The 12,695-nt window shown below is 71.2% G+C and carries 9 protein-coding genes; 4 read left to right on the top strand and 5 right to left on the bottom strand.

Translation table 11 applies throughout. The features are described from left to right. Positions 1-28: 28 nt before the first annotated feature. Positions 29-1,036, bottom strand: coding sequence for a hypothetical protein (locus MKL01_RS22745; RefSeq protein WP_243907458.1), 1,008 nt, complete (start codon positions 1,034-1,036; stop codon positions 29-31). Between the two features lie 608 nt (positions 1,037-1,644). Between MKL01_RS22745 and MKL01_RS22740 the strand changes: the two genes are divergently transcribed. From MKL01_RS22740 to MKL01_RS22725, 4 genes are all read left to right on the top strand, one after another. Further along, entirely contained in the window at positions 1,645-2,472 is an 828-nt protein-coding gene (locus tag MKL01_RS22740; protein ID WP_243907457.1) for an FAD binding domain-containing protein, read from the top strand. Further along, positions 2,469-5,213, top strand: a complete 2,745-nt coding sequence (locus tag MKL01_RS22735; protein WP_243907456.1) for a molybdopterin-dependent oxidoreductase — start codon at positions 2,469-2,471, stop codon at positions 5,211-5,213. Before MKL01_RS22740 ends, MKL01_RS22735 begins: the two co-directional genes overlap by 4 nt. Beyond that, positions 5,204-6,604, top strand: coding sequence for a guanine deaminase (guaD, locus tag MKL01_RS22730; protein WP_243907455.1), 1,401 nt, complete (start codon positions 5,204-5,206; stop codon positions 6,602-6,604). The genes MKL01_RS22735 and guaD overlap by 10 nt, the downstream gene beginning before the upstream one ends. A gap of 62 nt (positions 6,605-6,666) precedes the next feature. Continuing rightward, positions 6,667-6,909 (top strand): hypothetical protein, encoded by a 243-nt coding sequence (locus MKL01_RS22725; protein ID WP_243907454.1) that lies wholly within the window; start codon positions 6,667-6,669, stop codon positions 6,907-6,909. Positions 6,910-7,047: 138 nt separating this feature from the next. On the opposite strand, the gene zwf is transcribed toward MKL01_RS22725, so the two are convergent. From zwf to MKL01_RS22705, 4 genes are all read right to left on the bottom strand, one after another. Next, the gene (gene zwf, locus MKL01_RS22720) at positions 7,048-8,511 is read right to left on the bottom strand and encodes a glucose-6-phosphate dehydrogenase (RefSeq protein WP_243907453.1); all 1,464 of its coding nucleotides are present in this window, start codon (positions 8,509-8,511) and stop codon (positions 7,048-7,050) included. 315 nt (positions 8,512-8,826) lie between these two features. Next, positions 8,827-9,717: a fructose bisphosphate aldolase gene (locus MKL01_RS22715; protein WP_409566308.1), complete on the bottom strand. Its 891-nt coding sequence runs from the start codon at positions 9,715-9,717 to the stop codon at positions 8,827-8,829. Between the two features lie 231 nt (positions 9,718-9,948). Then, positions 9,949-11,541 carry a regulator gene (locus tag MKL01_RS22710; protein ID WP_243907451.1) on the bottom strand — a complete coding sequence of 531 codons (1,593 nt, stop codon included), beginning with the start codon at positions 11,539-11,541 and terminating at the stop codon, positions 9,949-9,951. A gap of 54 nt (positions 11,542-11,595) precedes the next feature. Next, positions 11,596-12,270 carry a cysteine hydrolase family protein gene (locus MKL01_RS22705; RefSeq protein WP_243907450.1) on the bottom strand — a complete coding sequence of 225 codons (675 nt, stop codon included), beginning with the start codon at positions 12,268-12,270 and terminating at the stop codon, positions 11,596-11,598. Between the last annotated feature and the right edge of the window lie 425 nt (positions 12,271-12,695).

The following is a 12,695-nucleotide window of genomic DNA, read 5'->3' as shown; positions in this document are numbered from 1 at the left end:
CCCGCTCGCTCCGCACCGCAAGGCCGCGTCAGAAGACGTGGAACGCGAAGCCCGCCAGGAAGCTCTTCTCCTCGGTGCCCTTGAAGCTCGCGGTCTCGACGTTGCCGAACTTGTTCAGCCAGTACTGGAAGCCGATGAAGACATCGACCCGATTGGGCTGATCGTAGATCAGCTTGCCGAGGTCGAGCACGAGGTTGGTGCGCGAGAGGAATTCGAGGCCGCGCTTGGGGTTGAACTGGAAGTCGGCCACGTTCTGCACGCCGCGCCCCTTGGGCAGCACGATGTTGTTGAAGCCCGTGACGCTGAGCGGCAGGTTGGTGAAGGCCAGCGGAAAGTTGTAGACGATCTCGAACTCGGGGACGACGTCGAAGCTCTGGTCGCGATCCGGCTGGACGTTGAATCCGTTGCGGTTCCATTCCTTGTAGGCGTGGGTGCTGAGATTGAGGAAGCCCGCGGGGACGTCGAACGCGAAGTTCAGGCCGCCGACGACATCGCGCTTCTTCGAGCCGAAGGCGTCATTCTGCGAATTCGCGTCGAAGCCGAAGGCGAGCGACACGTCCTTGACGAAGCCCGGTATGGCGAAGGCCTTGGAGCTGGTGAGCGCGTTCAGGCTGAGGGTGCCGCGATAGAGGCCGTAGGCCTCGGTGTTGCCGAAATCCTCGAAGAACGGCGCGCCGATGCTGCCGGGCGGATTCGTCGTGCCGGCCGGGAACTGAGAACCCGACTTCAGGATGTCGAGGGAGAAGAAGTTCGTGCCGTAGGCCCAGGCATCCGCGTGCGCGATGCCGAGGATCTGCTTGGGCGCCTCCCGCGAGACGAAGCTTCCGTCGGCCCGCTGGATCTGGACACCGGGCGAGACCGTGGGAAATTGGTAGCGATAGCTGATCTGGGTATCGGAGAAGAGGAAGAACGACGCATTCTGCGCGGGGGCAACCTCCGGCACCTTGTCGGCCTTCGCGGGATCGAGGTCGGCCGCAGACGCGACGGCAACCACCCAGAGCGGCAGGACTGCCGCCATCAGTACACGCCCGATCATCGCCTCGATCCCCCGAGTTTCGAAAAGCTGAGACGGCGAGCAGCAACCGATATGCCATTGATCAGATTGCCTGCGACGACTTCCGCACCCGTCGCAAAAACACAACACATCCTGCCCGTCCCGGCGCGTCGTGCCCACCGTCGGGGGTTCGGGCCGGCGGCTCGTCCAGCCGACGGCCCTGTGCGAGGCCATCCTCGGGGCCCGGCTTGCCGGCCCGGCGGGCGGGCCCCTGCGGCAAACGTGGCCATTCTGAGCGTTGCCTGCTCGTGGTGCCGATAAGGCTTCGCCGCGGACACGATTTGCGCGCGGTGACAGAGCCGCATGTCCTGCGCGGCGTGCGACGGCATCATCGGGCCGGAACGTCGCCCTCCTGGCGTCCGCCGCCGCACCCGCCGCAGCGCCGGTGGCAGCGGCCCGGCGGGTCGGTATGCCGGTCGTCCGCACGCGGGAGGGACACCGGCCGGACCTGTCGGATGTCCCGCGCCGAGCTCGCCCGCGGTGCGCCGTCCGCCGGCATCGGCGATCCCGGCCCGGGGAGCCGGTGGCCGACAAGCCCGGCAGGTATATTGCGAGGCGGCGACCCGCACAGACCCGTCCCGCGAGGGGGCATGGACCTCAACACGATCGAGACCGTTCTCCGGCCCCACAGCCGGAGCGAGCTGCCGGACTGGTCCGGAGGCGACGCGTTCGTGGCCGGGGGGACGTGGCTGTTCTCGGAGCCGCAGCCCGGGACGCGCCGGCTCGTCGACCTGGCGAGCCTCGGCTGGCCCCCGCACAGGATCGACGCGGACGGCCTCACCCTCGCGGCGACGTGCACGATCGCGCAGCTCGATCGGCTGGAGCTGCCGGCGGACTGGACCGCCGCGCTGCTGGTGGGGCAGTGCTGCCGGGCCCTGCTGGGATCCTTCAAGATCTGGACCGTCGCCACGGTCGGCGGCAACCTCTGCCTCGCCCTCCCGGCCGGCCCGATGATCGCGCTCGCCACCGCGCTCGAAGGCGTCTGCCGGATCTGGTCGCCGGACGGGGCGGAGCGCGACCTGCCGGTGACCGACCTCGTCCTCGCCCCGCAGCGGACCGCCCTGCGTCCGGGCGAGATCCTCCGCGGCGTGTTCCTGCCGGCCGCCGCCCTGACGCGCCGGACCGCGTTCCGGCGCGCCAGCCTCAGCCCGAACGGCCGCTCCGGGGCGCTCCTGATCGGCACCCGCGACCGCGGCGGCGGGTTCGCGCTCACCGTTACGGCCTCCGTGACGCGTCCGCTGCGGCTCGCCTTCGCCGGGCTGCCGGAGGGCGACGTCCTGGCGCGGACGCTCGACGCGGCGATCCCGGACGACCTGTACTACGACGACGTCCACGGCCGGCCGGACTGGCGCCGCGCCGTGACGCGCCACCTCGCGCGCGAGATCCGCGACGCGTTGGCCGGGGAGCCGGCGGCATGAATCTGACGATCAACGGCTTTCCCCACGTCGGTGCCGCCCGGCCCGGCCAGTGCCTGCGGACCTACCTGCGCGAGGCCGGCTGGTACGGCGTCAAGAAGGGCTGCGACGCGGGCGATTGCGGCGCCTGCACGGTCCACCTCGACGGCGAGCCGGTGCACAGCTGCCTGATCCCGGCTTTCCGCGCCGCGGGAAGCAGCGTCACCACCATCGAGGGCCTCGCGGGCCCGTGCCGTCCCGACGATGCCGAGCCCGCGACGTTCCACCCGGTCCAGGCGGCTTTCCTGGCGGCGCAGGGCTTCCAATGCGGCTTCTGCACGCCCGGCATGATCATGACGGCCTCCGCGTTGAACCAGAGCCAGCGGCAGGACCTTGGTGCCGCCTTGAAGGGTAATCTGTGCCGCTGCACCGGCTACCGGGCGATCCGGGACGCGATCGCCGGGCTCGCGCACGTGCAGGACGGGACGCAGGTGGGAGACCCCGTCGGAAGCAACCTGCCGGCACCGGCGGCACCGCTCGTGGTCTCCGGGCGGGCCCGCTTCACCCTCGACGTGCCGGCCGGGGCGGCGCTCCACCTGAAGGTCCTGCGCTCGCCGCACGCCCATGCCCGCATCGTGGCGGTCGACGACACGGCGGCGCGCGCCGTACCTGGCGTCGTCGCGGTCCTGACCCACGCGGATGCGCCGCAGCGCCGGTTCTCCACCGGGCGCCACCAGGATCCCCGGGACGACGCCGCCGACACGCTGGTGCTCGACCCGATCCTGCGGTTCGTCGGCCAGCGGGTCGCCGCCGTGGTCGCCGAGACCGAGGCGGCCGCCGAGGCCGGCTGCCGGGCGCTGCGGGTGACCTACGCGATCCGGCCGGCGCTCCTCGATCCCGCCTCGGCCCTCGCGCCCGACGCGCCCCGCGTCCACGACCCGCGCGACCGCCCGGGCACGGACGCGCCGCCGGGCGCGCGCCACCCGAACCTCGCCGCCGAGGTCCACGGCGAGGTCGGCGACGTGGCGGCGGGTTTCGCCGAGGCCGACGTCGTCTACGCGGAGACCTTCCTGTCCCAGCGCGTCCAGCACGCCGCCCTGGAGACCCATGGCTGCCTCGGCTGGCGCGACCCGGAGGGACGCCTGACGCTGCGGACCAGCACCCAGGTGCCGTTCCTGACCCGCGATGCCCTCTGCGACCTGTTCGGCCTGGAACGGGACGCCGTGCGCGTCCTGTGCGGCCGGGTCGGCGGCGGCTTCGGCGGCAAGCAGGAGATGCTCACCGAGGATCTGGTGGCGCTGGCCGTCCTGCGGACCGGCCGGCCGGTGATGTGGGAGCTGACCCGGCAGGAGCAGTTCACCGCGACGACGACCCGCCATCCGATGCGCGTCGGCGTGAAGGTCGGCGCCCGCCGGGACGGAACCCTCACGGCGATCAGCCTCGACGTCCTGTCGGACACGGGCGCGTACGGCAACCACGCGGGCGGCGTGATCCATCACGGCTGCAACGAGGTGCTGGCCGCCTATGCCTGCCCGAACAAGCGGGTCGACGGCCATGCCGTCTACACCCACACGCTGCCGTCGGGCGCCTTCCGGGGCTACGGCCTGAGCCAGACCATCTTCGCGCTGGAATCCGCCCTCGACGAGGTCGCGCGGGCGCTGGGTCTCGATCCGTTCGCCCTGCGGCGGCGCAACGCCGTGCGGCCCGGCGACCCGATGGTGTCGAACAGCCTGGAGCCCCACGACGTCGTGTTCGGCAGCTACGGGCTCGACCAGTGCCTGACCCTGGTGGAGGACGCCCTGCGGGCCGATCCCGGAGCGGAGCCGCCGCCGGGCTGGCGTGCCGGGACCGGCATGGCCATGGCGATGATCGACACGATCCCGCCGCGGGGCCACCATGCCGACGCGCGGGTGAGCCTGGGAGCCGACGGCCTCTACAGGGTCGATGTCGGCACCGCCGAGTTCGGCAACGGCACCAGCACCGTGCACCGCCAGATCGCGGCCGCGGCGCTCTGCACCGAGCCGGACCGCGTCCGCGTCGTCGGCGGCGACACCGACCGGGTCGGCCACGACACCGGCGCCTACGGCAGCACCGGGACGGTGGTGGCCGGATTCGCCACCCTGCGCGCAGCCGAGGCCCTCGCGGCGCTGGTCCGGGCGCGGGCGGCCGGGAGCGTCGGCGCGGCGCCGGAGGCCTGCCGCCTCGCGGCGGCGGCCGTGGAGACGCCGACCGGCCCGGTCCCGCTCGCCGGGCTCGGCCCCCTGGAGGCGCCGGGCCGCGCCGACGGGTCGCCCCGCTCGGTCTCGTTCAACGTCCAGGCCTTCCGGGTCGCGGTGCATCCGGTCACCGGCGAGGTCCGCATCCTCCGGAGCGTCCACGCCGCCGATGCCGGGCGGGTGATCAACCCGATGCAGTGCCGCGGCCAGGTCGAGGGCGGCATCGCGCAGGCAATCGGCGCGGCCCTGTACGAGGATCTCCGCCTCGACGCGGACGGCCGGGTCGTCACGCAGGCGTTCCGCGACTACCACGTCCCGGCCTGCGCGGACGTGCCGGACACCGAGGTCCTGTTCGCCGAGACGTACGACAGCGTCGGGCCGCTCGGCGCGAAGTCGATGAGCGAGTCGCCCTTCAACCCGGTGGCGGCCGCCCTGGGCAACGCCATCCGCGACGCGACCGGCATCCGGCTCACCGCGACGCCCTTCGCGGCCGACAGGATCTACAGGCTCGTGGCGGCCGGGACGGGCGAGGACGCCGCATGGACGTGACGCGCGACGCGACGCCCGGATCGGCGGCATCGCCGTGCCGGGCCCTGCGCGGCCGCGCGGCGAGCCTGTCCGGCAATCCGTTCCTGGCCGACGGCTGCCTGGACCACGTCGAGGACGCCCTCATCCTGATCGAGGAGGGTCGGATCGCGGCCGTGGGACCCTATGACGCCCTGGTCGGTCGGCTCCCGCCCGGCGTCCCGGTCACGCGCTACGAGAACGCGCTGATCCTGCCGGGGCTGATCGACACCCATGTCCATTACCCGCAGTTGCAGATGATCGCCTCGTACGGCGAGCAGTTGCTGGCATGGCTCGACAAATACACCTTCCCGGCCGAGCTCGCGTTCGCCGATCAAGCCCATGCGGAACGGGTCGCGAAGCTGTTCTTCCGCGAGATCCTGGGGGCCGGGACGACCACCGCGATGGTCTACTGCACGGTCCATCCCGGCTCCGTGGAGGCCTTCTTCGCGGAGTCCGAGCGGTTCAACACCCGGATGATCGCCGGCAAGGTGCTGATGGACCGCAATGCCCCGGCCGCCCTCCTGGATACGGCGCAGCGCGGTTACGACGAGAGCAAGGCCCTCATCGCGCGCTGGCACGGACGCGGGCGGCAACTCTACGCCGTCACGCCCCGCTTCGCCCCGTCCTGCACGCCGGCGCAGCTCGACGCGGCCGGGGCGCTCCTGCGCGAGCACGACGGGCTCTTCCTCCAGACGCACCTGTGCGAGACCATCGACGAGATCGCATGGGTCAGGGCGCTGTTCCCCGACCGGGCGAGCTACCTCGACGTCTACGCCCAATCGGGGCTCGTCGGTCCGCGCAGCGTCTTCGGCCACGCGATCCATATGAACGAGGACGACTTCTGCACCTGCCACACCGCCGGTGCGGCGATCGCCCATTGCCCGACCTCGAACGGGTTCCTGGGCAGCGGCCTGTTCCGGCTGTTCGATGCGCTGGATCCCCGGCGGCCGGTGCGCGTCGGCCTCGGGACCGATGTCGGCGCGGGCACCACGCTGTCGCTGCTCAAGACCCTGGGCGACGCCTACAAGGTCGCGGCCCTGCGGGGGACCCGGCTCGACGCGCTGCGGGCGTTCTGGCTCGCGACGCTGGGCGGTGCCGAAGCCCTGCGCCTCGACGACCGGATCGGCCGGATCGCCCCGGGTTACGAGGCCGATCTCTGCGTCCTCGATCTCGCGGCGACGCCGCTGCTCGGCTTCCGCACCGGCACCTGCCAGGACATCGAGGACCTGTTGTTCGTCCTGATGACGCTCGGCGATCATCGCACGGTCCGGGCGACCTGGGTGGCGGGTGAGTGTGTCTACGACGCCCGCAGCGCCACCGATCCGCTGCGCTACCCCGCGCCTCCCACCGCTGCCCGGCGCACCGCGGTTTAGATGGGTCACCGACGTTCTGGCGCGACGATTGCTTGGCGGCAACAGTCATTCGGAGGGGTCTTATGCGTCGGTTGTGTCTCGGGCTCTCCCTGCTCCTCGCGCTGCCGGCGACGGGTCTGGCACAGAGCTACACCGCACCCTCTCCGACGGACGTGCCGACCACGGGGACCAAGGAACTGAACAAGGCGGACCGCAAGACCGCCTGCACGCAGCAGGCCGACCGGCGCAGCATGCACGGTCTATCGCGGCAACAATTTCGCGCTGCCTGTCGCGGACGTCCGATCCCCAAGCGGGTGAACTCCTGATCGGGCTTGCGGAACGGGCCTGTCGTCTCGACCGCTTGAACGCCCGCAATCGTCGGTCCCAGCCCGGCCCCGACATCGGGGAGCGCCGGCGAGGTCTGCCCGATCCGCCATGCGGTTCGATGGATGGCGCGCGCCCGCTCATCCCTCGGCGGGGATCGAGTTCCGCCAGGCCCGCTCGAACGGCAGACGCCACGCGTAGGGCGCCACCAGCTGGTGGATCGACTTCGGTCCCCACGAGCCCGGCTCGTACAGCCGTACCGGGGGCGGAGCTTCGAGGAGCGGGACCGATACCGCCCACAGGCGTTCGATGCCCTCTGCGCTGGTGAACAGCGTGCGGTCGCCGCGCATCGCGTCGAGGATCAGCCGCTCGTAGGCCTCCAGAACATCGCCGGCCAGCCCGGTGTCGCGCATCGAGAACTGCAGGCTCTGCTTGTCGAGCCGCATCCCCGGTCCCGGCCGCTTGCCATAGAACGAAAGGGACATTTTCGCCGCGTCGGCGAGGTCGAAGGTGAGGTGGTCGGGCCCCTGTGCACCGACACCGGAATTTGCCGGGAACATGCTCTTGGGCGGCTCGCGAAAGGCGATCGAGATGATCCGCTGGCCCTCCGCCATCCGCTTGCCGGTGCGCAGGTAGAACGGGACGCCGGCCCAGCGCCAGTTGTCGATCTGGCATTTGAGCGCGATGAGCGTCTCGGTGTCGGATTCCGGATCGACGCCGGGTTCGGCGCGGTAGCCGCTGTATTGGCCGCGAACCACATCGCGCGGATCCAGGGGCAGCATCGAGCGGAAGACCTTGTTCTTCTCCTCCGAGATCGGCGCCGGCTCGAGGGACGTCGGCGCTTCCATGGCCATGAAGCCCAGGATCTGGAACAGGTGGGTCACCACCATGTCCCGGTAGGCGCCGGTGGCCTCATAGAAGGCCGAGCGGGTGCCCAGGCCGAGCGTCTCCGGCACGTCGATCTGCACGTGGTCGATGAAGTTGCGGTTCCAGATGGGCTCGAACAGGCCGTTGGCGAAGCGAAACGCCAGGATGTTCTGGGCCGGCTCCTTGCCGAGGAAGTGGTCGATCCGGAAGATCTGGGCCTCGTCGAACACCGCGTGCAACCGCGCGTTCAACGCGACGGCGCTCTCCAGATCGACGCCGAACGGCTTCTCCATGACGACCCGCGAGCCCCTGGCGAGATCGGCGTCCGAGAGCATCCCGACCGCCGAGAGGGCCGCGGCCGGGGGCACGCTGAGATAGTGCAGAAGGCGGCTCTCATCGCCCAGGCTGCCCCGCGCCCGATCCACGGCCTCGCGCAGGGCCGCCGGCCCCGCCGCGATCGGCACGTAATCGAGGATCTCCGAGAACGCCGCCCACGTCTCGTCGCCGGTGCGGCGCGTGGCAAACCGATCGAGGGCCCCGCGTGCCAGGGTCCGGAAGCCGTGGGCGTCCAGGTCGTCCAGGGACACACCGATGATCCTGCAGGCCGGGATGAAGCCCGCGCCGACCAGGTGGAACAGTCCGGGCAGGAGCTTGCGTTGGGCGAGGTCCCCGGTCGCGCCGAACAGGACGACGACCTGCGGGTGCTTCGGCCCGACATCGGGAGGCAGTTTCTTCACCGGCCCGCTCCGCGAGACGACAGGGGTCATGCGGTGAGCGGCTCCGCAACGACGGTGCCAAGCCCGCCACGGCGGGACCAGACGACCCTCCGTTCGGCGCGGGGCCGCGGGTGGGCGCCGGCGGGCCCTCCGTAACGGGGGGGGGCGACGCGACCTCGGCCGGAAGCCGCGTGGCCGCGCGCAGGCGGGCAACGTCGCGCGGTCTCGACCCGTGGACGCAGCCCTCACGGCGCAAGAACCCGACGCGGACACGCGATCCGCGCCGGATCTCAACGTCGTCCCGGCGCCCGCCGGCCGATCGCCGCGACCTGAAGGCTAATGCTTTTCCACGGATGCCGTGTAGATCGCGTCGATGGCCGAGGCGAGCGTCGCGTCGAATGCGCCCTCGCCCATGTCGACCGTGAGCCCCTCACTGAGAGCCCGTGAGAAGCTGGCGATCACGCCGTGGTTGAGGGCCAGCTTCGCGCAGGCTTCATCACGTGCGTAGCCGCCCGACAGCGCGACCACCCGCGCCACCCGCGGATGATGGGTCAACGGCATGTAGAGGTCGCTCACATCGGGCAGGGTGAGCTTCAGCATCACTTGCCGCGCTGCGGGCAGCGCGTCGAGCCGCCGCGCCAAATCGGCGAGGAGGATCGCCTCGGCACCGGGCTTGTCGACGCTCGTGATCGACACTTCGGGTTCGATGATCGGCATGAGACCGTGCGCGGCGATCCGGTCCGCGATCGCGAACTGCTGCTCCACGACGGCGGCGATGCCCCGCTCGGACGGCGCGCTGATGACCGAGCGCATCTTCGTACCATAGACGCCGAGCCGGACGGCGCGGTCGAGGAGCGCGTCGAGATCCGGCATCGGCTTCATCACGTTCACGCCGTCGTCCTCGGGGGCGAGGCCCTTGTCGACCTTGAGGAACGGCACGATCCCGCGTTCCTCCCACAGGAAGGCCGGAACGGGCCGGCCAGCGGCCGTGCCGTCCATCGTGCCCTCGAACAGGATCGCGCCCAGCACCTTCGCGCCCGTGAAGGCGGGCGACGTCATGATGCGCACGCGCATCGCGTGGATCAGCGCGAACATCTCCGCCTCGCCGTCGTAGGCGCTGCTCGGGATGCCGTAGAGGCGCAACGCGCCCGGGCTCGACCCGCCGCTCTGGTCGAGCGCCGCGATGAAGCCGTCCGCGGCGACCCGCGCTGCCATCTCGTCCTGGATCACGGCACTTCCTCCGCGAGCGATCGTACGGCCGCCGATCGGCGTGCACCCGTCTTGATCACCGGTTCCGATCGACCGCGTCAACACCGGCACCCGGGTCGGTCAGGCCGCCTTCGTCGCCTCGGCCGATCGTCCGCTCGCGCAAGGCAGGGGGCGGCCCGCGACGGGGTCGGGGGGATGGGGATGACCCCTCGCCGCCCGGGACGACGCATCGGGTCCGCGGCCGAAGCCTCATTCCGCCGGCGCACGCACGTGCGGATCCGCCTGCCGTGTCAGAACCGGCAGCGAGACCGCGCCGCGGGCCACGGCCAGCAGCAGCCCCGCCACCAGCATGTAGGCCAGGGCCAGCACCGGCTTCACGGCAAAGCCCACCGACGGCCCGTGCATGAAGCCGAAGAAGGTCAGCACGCCGCCCGCGGCCGCGAAGGCCGAGGCCTTGAGGAAGGTCCTGTCGATGATCAGCGCCGCGATCGCGCCGAGGATCAGGCCGCCGAGGATCGATCCGTCACCGAGCACGCCGAGTCCCTCGTACAGGACGCCGACCTGGCCGAGCTTGTCGAGGCCGACCGCGGCCGCGCTGGTGCCGGCCGCACCCAGGGCCCCGTCGATCAAGGTCTTGGCCCAGGCAGCCAGGTGCGGCGTGAAGGCCAGCACGATCGCCGGGGCGTGGGCGTGCGGCGTCTCCTGGAAGGCCTGCGCCCCGATCAGCATACCGATGTAGAGCAGGATCGGCGAGATCGCGACGAGGGGAATGGCGCCGGAGATCAGCGAGATCAGGTTGAGCCACGCCAGAAGCAGCACGACGACACCGGTGGCGAAGGAGTAGCCGATGCGCCCGCCCATCGCCTTCCAGCCGGGATGGCCGATGTAGACCGCGTTGATGAACGGGTTGCCCATCAGGCAGCCGATCAGGCTGACGACGCCGTCGGCGGTGAGGACGCGGGTGGTCGGGTAGGCGTCGCCGGCCGCCTCCGCGCTCTCGACGTTGTCCATCGCCTCGACGAGGTCGTAGATGCCGAAGGGGATCGCCGTCACCAGGATCGTCCCGAGGAACTCGAAGCCGCCGAAGACGTGGTCGACCGCGGGAAGCGGCACGGAGAAGCCGATGCCGTGCAGCGCGCTCGACAGGCCGGCGCCGCTCACCCCGCCGAGGTCGAGCCCGAACAGCTTGGCCCCCCAGGCCACCGTCATCCCGAACAGGATCGCCACGAGGCCCGCCGGCAGCCGGCCCGGGTAGCGCACGCCGCCGAACCACGCGACCAGGATGATGGCCAGGGCGACGACCCCGATCGCCGGCGTCTGGATGAGTTCCAGTGCCGGGCGCATCGCGATGAAGGTGACCGAGACGCCGGCCAGCGTTCCGAGGAGCGCCGCCCGCGGGGTGATGCGCCGGACGGCGGGGGCGATGAACCCGCCGACCATCAGCATGAAGCTCTGGATGAACACCCAGGCGAGGCCGGCCTCCCAGCCCTTCACCGGATCGCCGGTCTGCAGCTTGATCGGCAGCATGATCACGAACACGACGATGAACATGTGCGGCACGCTGATGCCGGAGGGCAGCGCGCAGACGTCGTCGCGGCCGCTCGTCCTGGCGAGCCGATAGCCGAGCCAGCCGTAATAGGCGGTCGAGAGGCAGAGCATCAGGCCGACGGCCGGCAGGATGCGCCCGAAGGTGATCCCGTCGGGCATGCCGAGGACGAAGCGCAGCAGGCCCGTCAGCACGAGCATATTGACGAGGATGTTCGTGCCGAAGCCGAAGAAGGCGTTCCAGTCGCCCGGGACCCAGAGCGCGGGCCGGCCCGTCGGTGGCGTTGGATCTGCCATGGCACTCTCCTTCGGGGTGGCGCCGGCGCGGTCCCGCGGCGCCGGGCGTGCAGATCAGGGCCCGCCGTCGAGCGCCGCGACCACCGCGGCCGAGGCGGTGACCCAGCCGAAGATCCCGCCCTGAGCCTTGATCATCGCGAGCCCGGCCTCGTGGAAGGCCGGGATGTAGGAGCCGCAGGCATCTCCGATGACGGCGCAACGGTAGCCGCGGTCGTTGGCCTCCCGCACGGTGGTGTGGACGCAGACCTCGGTGGTCACGCCGCAGACGAGGAGCGTCGCGATCTGCCGAGCGGCCAGGATGTTCGCGAGGTCGGTGGCGTAGAACGCGCCCTTGCCGGGCTTGTCCACCACCGGCTCGCCGGGCAGCGGGGCGAGGTCGGGGATGATGGCGTGGCCGGGCTCGCCGCGGATCAGGATCCGCCCCATCGGGCCGGGATCGCCGATGCGGGCGGCGGGGGCGCCGCGGGCGAGCTTGGCCGGCGGTGCGTCGGTCAGGTCGGGGCGGTGCCCTTCGCGGGTGTGCACCACCAGCAGGTCCGCCCGGCGCGCCGCCGCGAGAACGGCCTGCGCCGGAGGGACCGCGGCGGCGAGCAGCGATACGTCGTTGCCTAGACTCTCCCCGAAGCCGCCAAGCTCCAGGAAGTCGCGCTGCATGTCGATGATCACCAGGGCCGTCGACGCGGGGTCGAACGGCAACGGCGACGGTTCGGCTGCGAGGACGCGTGGCATCGGGCCTACCTCGAGAGCGCCGAGTCGCGATGCTGATGCATGCGAAGATGCCGGAAAACGGCGGCCGGTGCGCGCCCTTCTATTGTACTCTCTTGCGCAAATTTTATTCTTATGGAGATCATTTTGGATGCACTGCCGGATATGCTTCGGCTGCGGCAGCGACGATTGATCTGCGCCCACCTCACGCCCTGCACCGGCATGAGCGGGGGCTGAATCCTAGCAAAGTCTGCACCGTCAGCCCGTGTTTCGAAGCGCTTCCATCCCGTGTGCCGCGGGGTCTGCCAGGACGGTGGACGGGTGCGGGTTCAGCGGCAGCCATCCGGGCGCCGGAGCCGGCGGAGCATTGGGCCGCAGCGGGGCGCGGATCGCCGTGTCCGGACACGAAAAAGCCGGCCCGCGGGAGGCGGACCGGCTTTCAGGCGAGT

Source organism: Methylobacterium sp. J-070, from assembly GCF_022829385.1.
Classification (GTDB): domain Bacteria; phylum Pseudomonadota; class Alphaproteobacteria; order Rhizobiales; family Beijerinckiaceae; genus Methylobacterium.
The sequence above is the reverse complement of the archived record's forward strand: the minus strand, read 5'-3'. Positions and strand labels throughout refer to the sequence as shown.